This is a genomic window from Mucilaginibacter lacusdianchii (assembly GCF_009770985.1).
In the GTDB taxonomy this organism is placed as follows: domain Bacteria; phylum Bacteroidota; class Bacteroidia; order Sphingobacteriales; family Sphingobacteriaceae; genus Mucilaginibacter; species Mucilaginibacter lacusdianchii.
On the sequence record NZ_WSRW01000002.1, the window covers coordinates 656,113 to 675,640 of the forward strand.

10 protein-coding genes are annotated in these 19,528 nt (G+C 44.3%); 3 read left to right on the top strand and 7 right to left on the bottom strand.

Going from position 1 to position 19,528, the window contains the following annotated elements:
• Nucleotides 1-8: 8 nt before the first annotated feature.
• From GPM24_RS09955 to GPM24_RS09985, 7 genes are all read right to left on the bottom strand, one after another.
• Nucleotides 9-10,175, bottom strand: a complete 10,167-nt coding sequence (locus GPM24_RS09955) for an MBG domain-containing protein (RefSeq protein ID WP_158826608.1) — start codon at nucleotides 10,173-10,175, stop codon at nucleotides 9-11.
• Nucleotides 10,176-10,460: 285 nt separating this feature from the next.
• Nucleotides 10,461-11,078: a phage tail protein gene (locus tag GPM24_RS09960; protein ID WP_158826609.1), complete on the bottom strand. Its 618-nt coding sequence runs from the start codon at nucleotides 11,076-11,078 to the stop codon at nucleotides 10,461-10,463.
• Nucleotides 11,079-11,099: 21 nt separating this feature from the next.
• A complete protein-coding gene (locus tag GPM24_RS09965; protein ID WP_158826610.1) occupies nucleotides 11,100-11,729 on the bottom strand; it encodes a phage tail protein in 630 nt (209 codons plus the stop codon).
• A gap of 12 nt (nucleotides 11,730-11,741) precedes the next feature.
• Nucleotides 11,742-12,359: a phage tail protein gene (locus tag GPM24_RS09970; protein WP_158826611.1), complete on the bottom strand. Its 618-nt coding sequence runs from the start codon at nucleotides 12,357-12,359 to the stop codon at nucleotides 11,742-11,744.
• 54 nt (nucleotides 12,360-12,413) lie between these two features.
• The gene (locus tag GPM24_RS09975) at nucleotides 12,414-13,349 is read right to left on the bottom strand and encodes a formyltransferase family protein (RefSeq protein WP_158826612.1); all 936 of its coding nucleotides are present in this window, start codon (nucleotides 13,347-13,349) and stop codon (nucleotides 12,414-12,416) included.
• Entirely contained in the window at nucleotides 13,346-14,470 is a 1,125-nt protein-coding gene (locus tag GPM24_RS09980) for an ABC transporter substrate-binding protein (RefSeq protein WP_158826613.1), read from the bottom strand. The genes GPM24_RS09975 and GPM24_RS09980 overlap by 4 nt, the downstream gene beginning before the upstream one ends.
• A gap of 26 nt (nucleotides 14,471-14,496) precedes the next feature.
• Complete coding sequence (locus GPM24_RS09985; protein ID WP_158826614.1) at nucleotides 14,497-15,198, bottom strand: Fe2+-dependent dioxygenase; 702 nt, start codon at nucleotides 15,196-15,198, stop codon at nucleotides 14,497-14,499.
• Between the two features lie 242 nt (nucleotides 15,199-15,440).
• Here GPM24_RS09985 and GPM24_RS09990 point away from each other — a divergent pair, with 242 nt between their 5' ends.
• From GPM24_RS09990 to GPM24_RS10000, 3 genes are read left to right on the top strand one after another with little or no spacing between them, the layout of a single operon-like run.
• Nucleotides 15,441-16,412, top strand: a complete 972-nt coding sequence (locus GPM24_RS09990) for an SAM-dependent methyltransferase (protein WP_158826615.1) — start codon at nucleotides 15,441-15,443, stop codon at nucleotides 16,410-16,412.
• Complete coding sequence (locus tag GPM24_RS09995; protein WP_158826616.1) at nucleotides 16,409-18,100, top strand: carbamoyltransferase family protein; 1,692 nt, start codon at nucleotides 16,409-16,411, stop codon at nucleotides 18,098-18,100. Before GPM24_RS09990 ends, GPM24_RS09995 begins: the two co-directional genes overlap by 4 nt.
• On the top strand, nucleotides 18,097-19,293 hold the full coding sequence (locus GPM24_RS10000; RefSeq protein ID WP_158826617.1) for an aspartyl/asparaginyl beta-hydroxylase domain-containing protein: 1,197 nt from the start codon (nucleotides 18,097-18,099) through the stop codon (nucleotides 19,291-19,293). The genes GPM24_RS09995 and GPM24_RS10000 overlap by 4 nt, the downstream gene beginning before the upstream one ends.
• Nucleotides 19,294-19,528: the final 235 nt, after the last annotated feature.

Here is a 19,528-nt window from a genome sequence, read left to right on the forward strand (position 1 = left end):
TACCTGATTTAATATTTTAATACGAACCAGCCGGTTTTACGCTTGCCTTCATATTGCAAGATGAAGAAGTAGGTGCCGGGCTGCTGCATCTGATTGTTAATATTCGATTTGCCGTCAAACACCCTTGAACTGTTATCGTATCCTTTAATCTCAAATATTTTTACACCGTTACGGTTAATTACCGTCACATTGTTATTTGGATGGTCTTGGATACCCTCAATATAAAGGAAGTCGTTTACACCGTCGCCGTTTGGAGATACTGCCTGACGCACCACAATCTCGTTACCGCCATTTGCATCATTTACTTCTACGTTTTCCACCACAGTATTAGCAGCCAGATAATTGGCGTTTCCTTCCTGCGATGCAGTAACACGGGTAGTTCCAATTCGGTTAGCCTTCAGTGTATGGCCATCCAGCGAGGCAATCAGCGGATCGGCCACTGTAAAGCTTACCGGCAGACCTGAAGATGCTCTAACTACGCTTAAGTCATATTGACCCGTTACACGGTTCAATGCCGGTATTGATGCAAAATCGATAGTCTGTTTAGCTTTGTTTACAGTCAATCGTTGTGTTACCGGTTGGGTAATGGCATAGTTACCGTTTGCCGGCGCACTGGCGGTGATATTAGCCATACCTGCTCCTATAATATGCACCTTACCGTTAACTATTGTAGCTACACTGGTATTATCACTGCTATAAACAACAGGTTCGCCGCTGCCAAGTGTTGCACCCGGATTTAGATCTGCATCACCGTAAGTTGCTTGCAGTGGCCTGCTAAACACAATGCTAAGATTGGCTGGTGTAATGGTTAAAACACCTTTGTTGTAAACAATGCTGTAATTGTTTGATGCAGCACCAGATGCAATGATATCATACATACCCACACCGGTTGTAGCATTTGCTGTTGTATTGATAACCGGCTGTGTACTTAAGCTGGCTTGTGTATCATTATTCACAAAGCCGCTGTAGCTTACGGTCAGAACCGGATTGCTTGCGCCATAAGTACGGGTCTTATTATCGGCTGTAATAGTTAACGGCGCTTTGTTTATGGTTAGCGTACCTTTAGTGTACACGATATCGTAATTGCTGGACACCGCACCACTTGCCATAATATCATAGCTGCCCGCACTTGATTGCGCTGTACCTGTTGTTGTAACCACAGGCTGTGCACTTAAATCAGCTTTTGTATCGCCATGTAAGAAGCCGGTGTAATTTACAGTCAGTTGAGGATTAGCCTCTCCATAGGTTTTGCTTTGGTTAACAGCTGCAATGGTTAACTGTGCTTTGCCGATTGTTAAGGTTCCTTTACGGTAAGTGACATTGTAATTGTCAGATACCGCTCCGGTTACCGTAATATCGTAGCTACCCACTGCTGAATTTTGGTTAGCAGCAGTACGCGCCACTGGCTGAGCAGTTAACTTTGTGGCATCCTCACCATTTACAAAACCACTATAGTTCACTGTCAGCTCGGGGTTGGCCTCGCCGTAATGTTTGGTTTTATTATCAGCGGTAATTACCAGCTCTTTTTTGCCGATGATGAGATTATTGCCCGCATAAGTAAGCGCGTAGTTATTGTTTAAAGCTAACGTACCTTGTTTAATAGCATAAGTACCTGTTTGCTCACCTGCTTCGCGAATCAGTAAACCGGTAAAGGTATCCTGACCAACCAGCGCACCGCTGCTAACGGTATAAGTTAACGCAGGATCAGCATCACCATAGGTTTTACTTTGTGCATTTGCCGTTATGGTGATAGCCTTTTTGCCTATGCTTAAATTTGCAGCCTGATAAGTAAGCACATAGTTATTGCTTAATGCTAAAGTGCCTTGTTTAATAGCATAGGTACCTACATTCTCACCAGCCTCACGGCTTAGTGAACCATTAAAGGCATCTGTACCCACCAAACTACCTGCGCTAACACTATAAGTCAAGGCTGGATCCGCTTCGCCATAGGTTTTAACTTTAGCTGCGGCCGTTACCGTAATGGCTTTAGTACCAATGGTTAGGTTTGCGCTATTATAAGTCAGATTGTAATTATCATTTAGTTTAAGCGTGCCTTGCTTGATGGCATAAGTCCCAGCATTTTCGCCTGCCTCGCGTGTTAAGGTTCCGGTAAAGGCGTCACTGCCTTTTAATGAACCGCCGGAGATGCGATAAGTTAAAGCCGGATCGGCGTCGCCATACGTTTTAATTTTTGTTGCGGCGGCAATGGTAATATCAGCCTTGCTTACCGTTAACTCATGAACAACATTTTGCGCTGCAGTATAATTTGCATTTGCTGCTTGTGATGCAGTGATATTTGCTTTACCTGCACCAACAATATGTATGCTGCCATTCACAATAGTAGCTACAGCCAGGTTATCACTGCTGTAAGTAACCGGTACAGCTGTATTACTGCTGGTTGCCCCGGCCGCAAAATCAGCGTCACCGTAAATTTTGGTCGGCAAGGCCGCAAAAGTAATGGTTTGCGATGCCTGCTCAATGGTCAAATCAGCACCCACGTAAGTGAGGTTATAATTATTACTCAGCGCCAAAGTACCTTGCTTAATGGCATAGGTGCCTGCCGCCTCCCCTGCCACGCGGGTAAGTGAACCGGTGAATACATCATTGTTTGCCAGTGAACCACTGCTGATGCTGTAAGTTAGCGCCGGATCGACCTCGCCGTAAGATTTAGTTTTCGCCGCGGCCGCAATGCTAACAGCACGCTGTGTAATGGTTAAATTAGCCGGCGTGTAAGTTATGGCATAGTTGTTACCTGCGCTCAGGGTTCCTTGCTTAATAACGTAACTGCCTGCGTTTTCACCCGGCTCTCTGGTCAGGCTACCAATAAAGCTGTCGCCTGTAATTAAGCTTGGAGTTACAGTATAAGTTAACGCCGGGTCAGCCTCGCCGTAGGTTTTGGTTTTGATATTTGTTGCAACTGTGATTGCACGAGCGTTGATCGATAAATCAGCGCCTGTATAAGTAAGAGAATAATTACTGTTCAAAGCAAGGGTACCCTGTTTAATTGTATAGGCTCCTACATTTTCTCCCGACTCGCGTGCCAGCGAACCGCTAAACGTGTCGCTTCCTTTTAAAGTACCCGCAGTTATCTCGTAGGTTAATGCCGGATCTGCCTCGCCATAGATTTTCGCTTTGGTTTTAGCTGCAATCACAACAGCTGCTTTGTTCACTACCAACTCACGTACCACACTTTGCGCAGCAGCGTGATTAGCATCTGCTGCTTGCATGGCGGCAATGTTAGCTGAGCCAGCGCCAATAATCTGTATTTTTCCATTAGCTATTTTAGCTACGGCCTCATTGTCGCTGCTGTAAGTAATGGCAGTAGTATTATTCGTACTGGTTGCGCCTGCTGTGAACTCGGCATCTCCGTAGGTTTTGGCCGGTATAGTGGCAAATATAATCACCGGAGTAGCTTGCCCGATAGTTAAGTTAGCACCCACAAAGGTCAGCGCATAATTGTTGCTTAATGCTAAAGTACCTTGCTTAATTGCATAAATACCTGCGGCTTCCCCTGCCTCGCGGGTTAAGGAGCCGGTAAAAGCATCGTTACCAGCCAATGAGCCGCTTGTTATGCTGTAACTTAGTTCTGGATCAGCCTCACCATAAGCTTTTGCTTTAGCTACCGCAGTTATGGTGACAGGTCTTGACTTAATGGTTAAATCTGCATCGGTATAAGTTAGGGTATAATTACTACCGGCTGTTAAAGTACCTTGGTTGATAGCATAGGTGCCTACATTTTCGCCGGTAATACGGTTCAATGCACCACTAAAGTTATCGCCACTTAGCAAAGTACCGCTGGTCACAGCATATGCCAGTGCGGGTTCGGCATCACCATATATCTTGCTTTGTGCAGTAGCCGCGATCGCAATAGTTCTAGGATTAACGGTCAGGTTCTGGCTCACATCGGTAGCGGCACTGTAGTTTCCATCAGCGGCCTGTGATGCGGTTATTTTAGCAGAACCTGCGCCTGTGATATGAATTTTACCGTCCACAACAGTGGCAACGGCTGTATTATCACTGCTGTAAGTGATGGCTGTAGTATTATTGGTACTACTAGCACCTGGTGCAAAGTTGGTATCACCGTAAGTTTTAGCCGGTAAAGCGGCAAAAGTGATAACCGGCTGAGCGGCCGTTACTGTAAGAGTACCGTTTACATAGGTAATCTCATAGTTGGCAGCCACTGCACCACTTGGCGTAATAGTATAAGTGCCCACCGGCGAGCCAGCCATTGCAATTGTGGTAGCGGTAGCCGGGGTTGTCAAATTTGCTTTAGTCTCGCTGTTTACAAAACCGTTGTAAGAAACCGTTAACACCGGATTTGCCTGACCGTATATTTTAGACTGATTATCGGCAGTTGCAGTAAGCGCCGCCTTTTTAACAGTCAGATTAGCTGGCACAAAGGTGAGCGCATAGTTGGCATTTGCTGTTAGTGATCCTTGCTGAATAGCATAAGTGCCTGCATTTTCACCAGCCTCGCGACTTAAAGCACCACTAAGAGCATCACCCGTTACTAGTGAGCCGCTGGTAATGCTGTAATCCAAAGCTGGGTCGGCCGCGCCGTAGGTTTTGCTTTGAGCATTGGCAGTTACCATAAGCGCTTTAGCATTAATGGTGAGTGTTTGCGGCACATCCTGTGCAGCTGAGTAACTTCCGTTACCGGCCTGACTTGCAGTTATCGTAACCGTACCCGCTTTATGGATAGTTACCGTTTTACCGCTAACAGATGCGATAGACGCATTGCTACTGGTATAATTTACGGTCAGCCCGGAAGAGGCAGATGCACTTAAATCAAAAGCAGCGTCGCCATAAGTTTTGGCAGCCAATGCATTAAAGGTAATGGTTTGCGCCACAATTGGGGTGCCATCTACCAATACGCTAGCTGTGCTTGCAACATTATTTAAAGTAAGCACTGCATTGTTGCCTGCGGCATCGGTAATTGTACTACCGTTTAACACCAGGGTACCTATCGCAATGCCATCCAAATCTTTATCTGTTGCTTTTACAGTATAACGATAGGTCTGCGCAGACGTTCCGGAACCGGATACATACTGCGCCATTACTGTACCACCGGTATTTAACGTGACAGAAAGGTACGGTATACCACCCAACTGACTTACTATAGTATTTTCAGAAAAATTAATTTTAAAATCAAGGTTTTGACCGGCTATATAAGTTCCGTTTGCCGGTACGTTTACCGAAGCAATTACCGGTGCGGTTACATCGATGGTAAACGTATTGGTATTGCTGTTTGCACTGGTATTACCAGCTGCATCAGTTGCAGTGGCGTAAACCGTATGGCTACCCGCTGCCAGAGCAGCTGGTTGGGTTTTATTCCAATTGCCAGTTCCGCTTACTGTAGTGGTACCGATTGAAGCGCCGTCTACATATATCGTCACAGTCGAATTCGCCTCGGCTGTTCCGCTGTAAGTAGGTGTACTAGTTGCCAGTATACTGCCGTTAGCTACCGTAACTACTACCGGTGCAGGTGGCAACTGAGTGTCGAACGTTAACAAAGGGGTTGCGCCTGCGCCGCCGTAATTACCTGCGGCATCTGCGTAACTGCCTGCAGCAACCGTGATACTGGCTGTGCCGTTATTTACACCTGCAACAGGCGTAAAGGTTGCAGTTCGGATTAACCCTGAGCCGGAAATGGCGCTGAGCGTACCACCGGATACTACAACATCGCCGCTTGCTCCGCTCCAGGTGAACGTAGCGCCCGGATCTTCACTGAATGTGAAGGTAATTATAGCCGTTTCACCAGCTTTTAATAATGCTTTGTTACTGCTGATAGCTAATGTAGGTGCCGTTCTATCAACTATAAAGGTATTGGTATTACTATTAGCACTTTCGGCATTACCGCTGATAACGGCTTTGGCATACACGCTATGGCTACCATTCACCAAGTTGGCCGGCTGCGTTAAACTAAAATTACCGCCGGTTGCCGTTGTGGTACCAATAGATAAACCATCTACATACACGGTAACCGTTGCACCAAACGGCGCTGTACCGGTATAAACTGGTTTATCGTTATTAATTAAGCTACCATTTGCCGGTGCCGTTACAACAGCAGCGGCAGTTACTGCCTGTGTGTAGTTAATTGTAAACTGGTTGCTTGCCGTATTGCCGTTGCCTGCAGCATCCTGCGCACCGTTAGCAGGCACATTTACCGTAACTGCACCGTTAGCTGTAGCGGTAACGTTAAATGTATAATTTGTGCCACTGCCTGTAAAACCACTTAATGTGCCATTAGTTATGGTGATATCAGCTGATGTAAAGCCGGTAACTGATTCTGAAAATGTAACTGTAAAAGGTAATAATGAGGTACTGGTTGTACTGCCTGATGCACCGGCGCTGCTGGCAATGATAGCCGTAGGCGCGGTATGGTCAACAGTGTACACTTGACCGGCAGTATAAATACCAGAAGCATTTGGGTTAATACTTGTAGCACCTGTGAAATCCAAACGCATTGTTCCGTCGCCTGCTACAGCAGTAACCGGAACCGTCCAGATTTTGCCTGAACCAGTCGGCACACCAATGGTGCCGTTTGCAGTGCCTGTTGTAGTTAATGTAAAATCGGCTGCATCAACGCCGGTTACAGCGTCGGCAAAGGTCACCGTATAATTTAGCGCATTAGCATTTGACGGGTTTGCATCAGCACGCGTAATAGATACTACCGTGGTGGTAGGAGCCGGTATGGTAATGAAAGTTAATTCACTTCCATAACTTGTACCTGCACTATTAATGGCGTATGCGCGAATATAATAGTTAGATCCGGCTGCCAGATTTGTAAGGTTTGCAGAATAAGTACCGGTACTGCTTTGCGCATCTGCATATTTTAAAACGCCCGAACCGCCAATAGTTGGATTAGCCGCCAAACTATATACAAACCCGCGTTCAGTTATAGGTGATCCACCGTCTGATGTAACAGATCCGCTAACGGTAGCGGTGCTGGAACCGCTGGCAGATGCTGATGTGCTGGTTACTACCGGAGCGTTGATCACCGTTCCGCTTACGGCTATATTCTGTGAAGTAGCGCCTGTTGATACAACTGTTATATTGCCCGCAGGAGAACCGGAAGCAGTAGCAGTGAGACGAGCAAAAATATTGGTATTGGTAACCGTACCTGCAGAATTTGCCAGAGTAAGGCTGCCGCCGAAACCTGCAGTAGCTGATGTTTTGCTAATTTCAAAACCTGCTGGTGCGGTAACGGTAATATCACTTGTCAAATTACTGCCGCTTACTGTAAAGCTTTGCGCTGCTGATGCAGTACCGGATGTGGTATTGAAAGCATTTAAAGCAGTGGCCGACGACGTTAGAGACGGTGCAGCCGTTGTAAATGTCTGATCATCACCATAGGCCACCCCTTCGCTGTTCGTAGCATATGCGCGAACATGATAAGTTGTACCACCGGTCAATCCAGTTAAAAATTCCGAAAAAGGTCCGGTTCCGCCATTTGCATCAGCAACTTTTGTAACGCCTGAGCCGTTTATAGCTGGGTTAACAGATGTGCCATACACAACACCCCGTTCTGTGACTGCGGCACCACCGTCCGCTGTTACATTACCGGCTATCGTTGCTGTTGTTACGCCAGTACCCGAAGCTGATATAGTAGAAACAGTTGGTGCGGTTATAGCAACAGAACCGATAATAATTTTGTTGGCACTTTCATAAGAGGGAGGTACGGTAGTGCCTTGTTGAGTCCAGTTATTAACATTGGCAATTCTAGAAAGCCAAGTAGCTGCATCGGTAGCAGTAGTAGGTCCGGTATAAGCTACGTTGGTTTGCTTGCTTGTAAAACCAATGGCGTTAATGCCGTTGGTAAGAGCATTTTGACTTCCATTCCCGTTGGGAAGATTTGAAGCAATAGCATAGCCTGTAGTGTAGTTGCCTGTTGGCACCCATCCAGTTGCATCCACCGCAGGAGAAGAACTAATAGTATTATTGAAACCAAATATAAAATTAGGGTTTGTAGACTCCCCCTGATAAATAAAGAAATTGTCTCCTGTATTAATAATCAGATCTGTTACAACATTGCCATATCCGGTAAAAGCCAGGTCGGCTGCCGCAATAGCTGTATTTGTAGTCAGGTTTTTTAAGGTGATGTTTGCACCATTAGTGTACGTTATTCTTATAACTGAGCCTTTGCTAACAGCCGAAGATAAGGTCCATTTAATATTTCCCTCACCTATTGAACTTACACTACTAGCCGCCCATGCACCATTAGGATTTGACCAACCCCAGTCTGTAAAGTTCACAATCGTACCCGCAGAGAGATCTTTTAAAGTCACTACATCCACAGTGTTGTTTGCAGCACTCCAGGCAGTTACTGCCATATCGCCCGCATTTAAATTTGTGCCGTTGCTTGCGGCCGGAGTGGTAAATGTTTGCTGCTCGCCATATACTGTTCCAACACTATTAATGGCATAAGCACGAACATAATAGGTGGTACTACTGGCCAGCCCGGTTGCAGATACTGAAAACGCACCCATGCCACTTCCCAATGCAGCTTTAGTTACGCCCAAACCACCAATAGCCGGAGTTGAGGATGTACCATAAACAATACCGCGTTCTGTAACAGAAGCTCCCCCATCGGCAGTTACGTTGCCGCCTAAAGTAGCGGCAGTGGCGCTCAATGCAGTAACAGATGCCGTAGTTACGGTTGGTGTGGTAATTGCTGTCTGAATGTTTTCGATCACCATGTGATCAAACTCCATGAAGGCGGGTATACTTGGTGTAACCGTGAAAGATTTGATACCCTTAAAATAAGCAGCGTTTGCATTTCCGCTTATATCAATAAAATTGGCAGCAATAGGACTACCGCCTGGTATCGCTACTGTTATAGAGCCCTTTGCGCTGGAGATTAAAAAGCTAGTTGGCTCATTGTTTTCGTTAGTTAAATAAAATGATGTCAGATCAAAACTTTTACCATTTTGAGCGGCAACCGTAAAAGCAGTTTCTTGAGCGTTCCAGCCAAAATATAAACCTTCTTCACCAAAATAGGCTGTATTTGAACCGTTTGTTGAGCTTCTAAATACACCGTCTGTGGCGGCTGTAACTGTTATGGATGAGGACGATGCCGTATTTGTAGCTGTTAAAGTTTTCGTATCAAAACCGGTGTAGGTACCAGATGCCGTCTCAAAATCATACACTGCGCTGGTGCCGGCAAGTGCGTTTGTTTTAAAACTTATTTCATCACCGTAACTTGTACCTTTTGCGTTAATTGCATAAGCTTTAACGTAAATGGTTGTGTTTGGTGTAAATGGCCCTATGAATGCCTTGTTAAAACTGCCGGCACCTGCCCCTATGTTTACCTTGTTATTTGCAGTTGTGGGATTGGTTGCAGTGCTCCATACAATACCTTTTTCTGTTACCGCAGATCCCCCGTCAGAAGTGATATCGCCTCCTAAGGTTGCCGTAGTTGCATTAAAGGTTGTAACTGCTGCAGTAGTAACGGTTGGTGCTGTGGCAGCTGCCACGTTTGCCGGACCCGTTACTATGTTATCAATGTCAATATAGCTGGTTTGCCCGGTACCCCCTTGCATAGTATACCGAAATTCATCAATATCATTGAATCCTGATGCGGCGCTGGTTGACAGGGTGAAATATGTTGCGGGAGGCAGACCATTTACGCTGACAGAACCATTTGCAACAGGGCTACCGCCTTTATAACCCGTTAATGTAAATATGCTATGGGTAGTTCCCGTTCCGGTAAGCATGGCAAAACGAAAATCGAATCCCCCGAGCTTAAAAGCAGATCCATCCGCCTTTTTAACAGAAACATAGCCCACACCAACTGTGGTTGCACTGGTCCGTAATACGTAATCATTAGTACTTTTTGTCTGACGGGAGAAAATGATTTGCGTACTAGGATTTGGGGGACTGGCATTTACAGTGGTAAATACAAACCCTTCTACAGCATAAGAAGCGGTGGAAACTGCCGATTCACGGTACAGCGGCACTGGAACTGCAGGAAGGGTGTTAAAGTTAGTAGTGGTTTGCGCCGTTACTTTAATGCCCGAAGAAAGAAGCAGTAATAATAAAACGAGCGACCAGCCGTGTGGTTTAATTGTGGGGGTGATGAACAGGCCGTTCCAAAAATTTTGATAATTCTGAATTTTTGGATGTGGCTTTAATAATCTTTCAACACGTAAATTAACCGGGTAAAATTTCCTCATATAAGGGTACAGTTTAACGTTTAGCTACAACATAGCCATGCCGAGCAGTCATTGACGACTGCCGCGTTCATAGTAAGCCATAACGATTTATGGATTTTTAATTACCTGTAACTACCAGATACTGTGACAGGTTAATGCGCTTTATACGCTGCTTAGTTTTTTTTAGTTACAAAGAAAACAATTTAAGTATCCATTTGTAAAGGCCAACAAATAAGAACACTCTGAGTTAGAAAATGATGAAAGGATATAAAAAAAAGAAGGCTGCCAAGGGCAGCCTTCAGTAATTTAATTTCTTGCCGGGAAAGTTCCGTTTACGCAAATAATAAAATTAACGGCCAGGCTTGGCATATGTAAATCTACCTTGGCGCTTCCACCTACAGGCAAGAGCATCATAGAAGAGGGGTTAACAGACATGTTAGCACCTGACACCTGCAACGCATTGACATTAAGTGTACCATTATTGGTTGTTGCGTAAGGCTTGTTTCCGCCTGCTGGCGATAAAAAGGCTTCATTTGGATTAGCCTGCGAATTTGGACTAGGATTACTATTAACAGTCATTTTAGCATTGAGGTTTCCGGCTATATTACATACGCCGGCACCGGTAACTTGGTGGGTGTGCGGAGGTAAATTGGCAGATGTCAACATAACATTTTCGGCACCTAATTTTTGTCCTAATGTTACAGTGAATTGTTGATTCGGAATTGTACCAATTCCTACAGGTACCCTGCCCTGCATATCGGGCAAATTAAATGTTTGGATACCGTTGCCGCCAAATACAGTTCCTATTAATGCATATAACGCCTGATTTGTGTTAATATTCATTGTCTGACCTTGGCAAAATGCCCAAGACTCTGGTGCGAAGGTTGCTCCGAACATACGGATTTCAGCTACTGTTCCTTCCATAATTTTAAATTTTGAGGTTTACTAGTTTCGTGATGGAAAAAAACCACTCACACACATAATATAATTAAGAACAAGAAATGGTTGTAAATTACTAACCGGCTGTGGCGATGGTGAGCCAGCCAATGCCGTTGTCATCGAACCATAATCTACCGTTAAGGCTTGCATATCTAGCGCAATTGAGGCACTGTTCAACGCGGCCTTGTCGGTGGGAGCATCAGCATACAACCCGGATGAAGAACCTTCCTGTGCCAAAAAACCACCAACCGGAGTATCGCTACTTCCTGCACCATCTTCTACAGCCATAGTTGCAGTAATCGGCCCGTTCAAGGTGACGGTTAGAGGAGATGAAGAACCTACCGGATGAGTATGATTACTTAGTGTGTTCATGCTCAGAACGTAAGTTTCCTCGCCTACGGTAGCACCAGGGTTAAAGCTGGTAAGCCCAAAACCGGCGCCAGCACCAATCGCAACACGGCCTTGGAAGTTTGGAAGCTCAAATGTTGTCTTCCCGTCACCTCCAAAAGTGGTACCCAATAAGGCATATAAGGCTGTATTTTGATTTATGTTAATTGCTGCTCCATTGCAGATTGCAAAATTTTGGGGCGCAAAATTTCCTGCAAAAATTCGGATTTCTGATAAATAAGCATCCATTGTTACATCAATTTAATTACGTGTAGGGAAAAGACCAGTCAAACAAATAATATACGCCACGCCCAATCCTGGCTGCAGATTTGTATAGGGCGTTCCTGTACCCGTTGCTCCAACAGCTATATTTGTAAGGTCTACTGTTGCAGCAGGCATTTGAACCTTAATAGCCTGTGAATTTAAGTAGTTAGGTGACGTGAGTGTTGGATCATAAAGTGAAAAGCCACCATTATCTACGCCGAGGTAATTTCCTGAAGGCGGTAGACTGGGGTCTGATGTTTCGTTGTTTACCTGCATTGTCACTTGCGCACCACCAGAAACAGACGCGCTATTTTTCTGAAACAGGTGATTGTGAGCAGGCAACTGAGCCATAGTTAATACTGTTGTAGCTGTTCCATCCGACTGCCCTAACGTTTTGGTCAGCCCATTGGAACCGGTTCCTGCACCTACAACTGCCCGCCCCTGCAAATTGGGGAGGTTAAATGTAGCCTTGCCATCTCCGCCATAAACTGTGCCCAAAATTGCAAATAAAGCCGTGTTTGACTGCAGTTGCATGACCTGACCGTTGCAATAGGTCCACTGTTTGGGTGCAAAGCCCCCGGCGAACATTCGTACTTCGCCAACAAATCCTTCCATAAGATTTCGTTTTTAAATGGTTAAATAATTGATTACTGATATATAAATTTTAGCTTAAATAAACTTCTCTCCCACTCGCACACCCATAGTTACCAGTTTACTTCCCGAAACATATCCTTCCTGCATAGAAACAATGTTAATACGCAGGCACCGTAAGTCTTTGCATGCAACGATCAAACCATATAGTGCATCAGCATATACAATTGTGCCGGGTTCCGCTGTCAGCATCTCACTGCCAATGTCAACCGGCATAGTTTCTAAAAGCCGCACCTCTACACCTCGTAAACTTGTTGTTGCCCCACCATAATTAGGATTACAGGCGTTAACCAATGCTTCAATGCTCACTGAGTCCTGAACTTGCCAATCGATTGTAAGATCCGACAAACTAGGTCGTAAAAGGTATTTTGCGTGGCCTGCATCTGATTTGGGTTGCTCGCTACCTTCAACGCTATAGTCCATACCAATTAAATTATCAAGCAAACCGGCAGCAACTACCCCCATCCGTTGGCAAAAAAAACCATAGGTTTCTCCTGGAATGAAAGCTGTTTCTTTTTGCAGAAGTACAGGTCCACCGTCCATTTCCGCTGTCATCCGGTGAATACCAAGTCCTGCAAAAGGTTCGCGATTCCGGAGCTGCCAGAACATAGGATCAGCACCTCTATACAGGGGAAACGAACCGAAGTGAAAATTTATAAAACCATTTATAGGAACATCCAACAGTTCCTGTGGAATATTCCATGGAAAACCGAACACCCATACACTCTCAGGCTTCACATCATTTAACCATTGGAACAGACCGTTTTCCCAACCAGCCTTTTTCAAAAAACGAATTTTCTCCGGCAAAAGCCCTGCAGCCATTAACTGCGTACCCAGCCTTTTTCGATATCTATCCAATACTAAAACGCCGGCAAGCAATCCTTTTGCGGCTAAATAGCCGATTGATGGAAAAGCGAGGCTTTCCGTATTGCAGATGACGCCAATTTGTTTCATATACCGAGATATGGGTTATACCAACCAGAAGAAGGCTGATCAAGCAGGGCTGTTATTCGTTCATCATTAACACAAATAGTTTCCAGTTGCTGCGCTATTTTCCGGATGTTATTTTTTCCATCGAACTGGTTGTTGACCAAGTAGATTTGAGCTGAATTGCCTTGATTTTGCACAGTAGCTGAGATCTTACCACGAATTCCATCCACACTATCTTCAACCAATGGGGAATTAAGCATATCCGGACCGCCCACTTTTAAAGCTTGGGCAATAAGCAAACCCGATTCATAACCCAACAAAAAGAACGGTTTATCAACGATCTCTTCTATTTGCATGCTATCCTCTGGCCCCTTCCACATGCGGTTAAGAGACAGGCTTGTGTAAACATCTAATTTTTCACCGGTTCCCTCAAACGGCGCTAACAAATGCGGCAGGCCAAGTAAAGGATACTTTTTATGTAAGCCCCTGCGTTGAAATTCCTGTAGAAACAATGCGGCTTCCGCCTCACAAAAAGTTGCAAAGATGAAGTCAGGTTCATAATTCTCGATGTGTGGAAAAGTGGAATTAACATCTGCAAGTTTACCGGCATCTTTGAGCGGTGCAATAGCAAAAGGCATTACAGAAGTTGGGTCAGCTGCCGTCATCCCTAAACTTAATGCAGATGGAAAAGCATAGCCTGCGTCGTATAATCCGCTAACGAGCATCCCCTTGGGGCCAAATTTTTCAACACCCCATTTGCCCAGTGCCCAAACCTGTTGCCAGTAATTGAATGAGTTTAACTGCACAGAGCTCATTAATCGTGTATCTGGCAAATGTTCACCCAGATTACTGATAAGTGTTGGTTTCTTTCGCTTGGCCAGCTTGTCACTTAACCCCATCAGCGTACGGTTTGATACAATACCGGCAATGAGATCGACACTGTAATAACCGTAAAATTTATTAAAGGCGGCATCTACCTTTTCCCTTGAACCATCTCCTATAAATTCTGGCACATACTCAATTTCCCAAGCATTTGCTTCAACATGTTCTTTCAAGGCGCTTTTTATTCCTTTTTCAAAGTCCCGACTCATCGGTACAATGGTAGAATTTGGTAAGAGCAGACCAATTGAAACTGCATTACTCATAAAATTATTCTATCAGTGCCGCTATATCAGGCACACCACATCCGTATTAAGTTACTGTGATTTTGTTGCAATAATCTTGCTTCGTTATCGTGTATATCTTTGGCAAAAAGTGAATCAATAATTTGCTGCAATTCAAATAATATTTGACGATGCTCCTGGCTCTTGATTAAACTTTCCATCCAAGTAACGGCTACTCTGCGCTCGCCGGCTTGTACTTCGCAAACCCGGTGTAACTGCGTACATGGATAACAAATGGCATCGCCTGCATCATATTTGTAAAGTTGGTTACCTACCGGCGTTTGTAATTCAAGCTCTCCGCCCGAGTAATCCTCCTTTTCATTTAAAAATATCGTCATTGCAATATCCGTTCTCATCATGTTACCCATTACCGGACTGTCAACATGCCAACCATAAGTCATACCTGCCGTATATCTGCTTATTAAAAAAGGGTAAATTTCTTTTGGAAATACTGCGTTACGTAGCAACAAATTTCGATTAATGGCAGTAAGCAAAATTTGGTGTACAGCCGCGTATTGCTGCGTTTGCATATCCATCTGCAAATTGCGCTTTACCCGCTTAGCGGCATCTGTTGCAGTCATACCACCATCCACAAAACTTGCATTCGCCAGCAATGAATCAACTTGTTGCAGCTGTGCTGTATCTAGTAAATGCGGAATATGTAGATAGGTATTTTGCAAGGTCATTTTAAGTTTATACGGGCGAATCATTACTTTGTTTATTTAATTAAAAATTAAATAAACAAAGTTTAAAAAAAGCGCCTTCTTAATAAGTATTTTTAGTCTTTACGGCTCACAAACAGCTTTTTATGGAACAACCTTACACCTGCTTTTTTCGTAATAGCAATATTTAGTCGCCGCATTCTCATTGGTTTAATTTTTACTAAAAATTAAACCAATGACTTTAGTATTTGGGGTGTATTATTTAAGTATTTTGCCTTAAGCTTATATGTATGAAGTACCAGGAAATTCTAAACCATGTAGTATCAGTTATTTTGGATGGCGATAATCCTAAAGCAGTTTATGATGCTCTGCATGACTTGTATAACCTGCTTGTTGAAGCTACGGGCATTAGCGCTCACGACAATGGAGATGATGCAATATTTCTTGAAACAGGCAAGGCTATTTCCTCGGCACAGGCGGCACACTGCTTATTGGAAGTGGAACGAACGAGACGCTTTGTTAGAGGGATAGTTCAGGCAGTCCACGATCTCCGCAAAAAGTTCGGCAATCAGCGTATCAACATCCTTTATGCCGGTACTGGCCCTTATTCTGCCTTGGTGTTACCGCTTACTGCTATCTTTTCTTCAAAAGAGATTGGCTTCTTCCTGCTGGAAATCAATTCGCTCTCCATGCAAGCAGTGAAAAATCTTTATGAGCGGTTTTCGCTACAAGAATACGTACAAGCGTATATCCAGGCCGATGCTGTGAAATATCAAATTCCGGATGATATCAATATTCACCTTATCATTTCCGAGACGATGCATCAGGCTTTAAAAGATGAACCACAGGTATCTATTATGAATAATCTTTTGCCACAATTAGCGGACGGCGGGATATTTATTCCCCAAAACATTACTGTTAACCTGCTAATGATTGATGGTGGCCGTGAAATTCAAAACATGTTTGCACCCTGTAACCCGCCACGTCAGTTGCTTGGCACCGTATATGAAATAGGCATGAAGAAATTTCCTTCTATCAACATCAGCAGGATTGCTGTACCCAAGGAAACGAAGGGATTTACAGATTTGTCGTTATTTACCGAAATTGAAATATATGGCGAAGAGTTTCTTACAGCCTATAATTGCGGGCTGAATCTACCGGTTCGGATCGGTTCGGCCGACCAGTATGCGGGTAAAACCATTGAGTTTGAATATGTGATTGCCGAACGCCCGTACTATCATTACTTTGCGATGGAGTCATGAATACGTATGTATTAGGCACAGGCCTTTCTCACGACGGTTCAGCCTGTTTAATAAAGAACGGCAAAGTTCTGGTAGCTATTGAAAAGGAACGTCTATCCCGCATTAAGCATGACGGCGGAAATGACGCGCTTGCTGTAGAATATTGCCTCAAGGCAGCAGGTATCCAGGCGAAAGACCTGGACTTAATTGTGCAGGCAGCAAATTTTGAAATAGAAATACCACTCACCCGCTATAAAGGCAAACGCTACTTCAACGAAGATCTTCAGATTCCGGTTCATACAATTTCGCATCATTTTGCGCATGCCTGGAGTGCGGCCGGCCGCTCACCGTTCAACGCCTGTAATGTTATGGTAATTGATGGCTGCGGCAGTCCTTTTGAACAATGTATGGATTTAGGCGGTGCCTCTATTTTACAAACCGACATTTCCGATGGAATGTACTGCGAAAAAGACAGCTTTTACTTTTTTGAAGATGGAAAGCTTTTTCCCCTGGTAAAAGACTTTTCGGCCTTTAATGCGGGGTCCAGACAGGCGGGCTTTCAATTTCCAACCAGCTACCACTCTATAGGCGGATTATATAGCGCGGTTAGTCACTATTGCTTTGGCAACATGGACGATGCCGGCAAACTAATGGGCCTGGCACCCTACGGACGACTAAGGGGCTACCCTTCCATATTCCACTTACATGGCGGCCGCGTTCAGGTCAAGCATGACGTCCTTGCCGAGCTTTACAATTGTCCAGCAGCTGATTATAAGCACTTTCGCACAAATTTTAACCATTATGCAGATATAGCGCGTTGGATACAGGACGAAACCGAAAAAGCGTTGATATATATTTTTCGTGAAAGAATGTTATCTCATCCCCATCAGCATATTGCCTATGCTGGCGGCGTGGCATTAAATGCCGTAGCCAATAGTGCATTGATTCAAAAACTGGACTTAAAATCTTTCTACATACAGCCGGCGGCTGGCGATAACGGACTGGCGCTTGGATGTGCACTGTATGGTTGGCACGGAATAATGGGCAAAGCTGAAAAAGTTGCGGGAGAAGAAGTTTTCTTAGGCTGCCCCTATCATGATCAGGCCATTGCAGATGCAATTGCATCTACCGAAAAACAACATTTCAAAAAATTTACCTGGAAACCTATTCATGATGCTTCGGAAGTGGCTGCAGAAATGCTAGCACAAGGTTGTGTCATTGGCTGGTATCAAGGTGGCGCAGAATTTGGACCAAGAGCACTTGGTCATCGAAGCATCCTGGCCGATCCCAAGATTTCCGGTATCAAAGATCGTATAAACGCCAGAATAAAAATGCGGGAAGACTTCAGACCCTTTGCGCCCGTTGTTCTACTTGAAAATGCAAAAAAATATTTTAAAAACGGATTGGAAAGCCCCTATATGATTTTAACAGACCAAATTTTACCGGAGTGGCGGAACCTGCTAAGTGGTATTGTTCATGAAGATGGCTCATGCAGGGTACAAACGGTGGCGAAAGGATGGGATCAAAAACTGGAGCGGCTTTTGCAATTATTTGAAAAACGTACAGGTATCGGCGTACTGCTAAACACCTCTTTAAACAGGAAAGGCATGCCGATAGTAGAAACACCCACAGAAGCCGTAAACTTTTTTCTTGAAAGCGATCTTGATGTATTAGTTCTCGGAAATTTTATTTTAAATAAAGTGCGATGATTGTCTTTGCTAAACTACCCATCACTGTAAACATTCTTGACCTTCAGACGGAAATTGGAGCCATTCTACAAGATCCGAATTGGGTACCACACTTTAACGCTGCTGCGTACAGGGGAGACTGGACAATCTTTCCGTTACGAACACCGGGAGGACACAGTGATAAGCCTTATGCTGATCTGTTGGGTGAAAATTTATTTGAAGACACGCAATTAATTAACGCACTTCCTTTTACAAAAGCTTTGCTAGACGGTTTGCAGTGCCAAACATACTCAGTACGGCTTCTTAAGCTTGGTGCTGGCGCTTCAATAAAAGCACACCGTGATCCGGGCCTGGCTTTTGAGCAAGGTGAGGCACGTTTACACTTCCCTGTGTTTACACATGACGAAGTACAGTTTTTTGTAGAGGAAGATTTGGTTCCGATGCGAGCAGGAGAATGTTGGTACATTAACGCAAACCTGACTCACCAAGCCGTCAACATGAGCACGAAAGACCGGATTCATCTTGTAATTGACTGCCAGGTTAACAACTGGTTAGAAGCCCTATTCAACAAAGGTGAAACACGAGAGAAAATTGACGAATCCGATTTAATAACGCAACGCGCAATTATAGCTGAACTAAGGCAACAAAACACGCCACAAACACTGCAATTAGCTAATGAATTAGAAATGAAAACAATTAAAAATCAAATTCTGAATTTTTTGACCGAGGTAGGCTTACCTTATCGCCTTGAGCAAATTGAGGAAGAATCGTTTCTGCCGGGGCTAAAGCTGGCAAACGGAACTTTATTGATTGATGACAATAAATTACTTTATCCGGGTGATATCTTACACGAAGCTGGGCATTTGGCCTGCGCACCGCCAAATGAAAGAATGAAGATGAATGGTGCACTTGAAAATAACGACCAAAACAATGCCGGTGAACTAATGGCCATTGCATGGTCATACGCAGCATGTGTGCATATTGGTATAGATCCACATGTTGTTTTTCACGAAAACGGGTATAAGTCAGGCGGTTCTTCTATTGTCAACAACTTCAGTCAGGGCCATTATTTCGGCGTACCGATGCTACAATATTATGGTTTGGCTTTTGATGAAACGCAGGCTAAAATACATGGCGTAGAACCCTTTCCGCATATGCTCCAATGGATATGTACAGCGGAAGATACAATTAAGGAAGATTCAAAGGAATTGTGAAATTGCAACAATCTACCTCTTTCTTGCTATACTAAACTGAACCTGTTTAGCAACCGGTAATCTAAGAGTAAATAACTTTCAGTTAGTTTCTTAAAACTAACCGGCACAATTGCCCAGTCACTTTTAATACCCACCGTATATTGCTGCGCGATTAGATCGAATTTAAGTGGCGGATAAAATGAAAGCGGCTTACGCTATGGCAAGCCGCTTTCATTTCAAATTGATAAACTTAGCT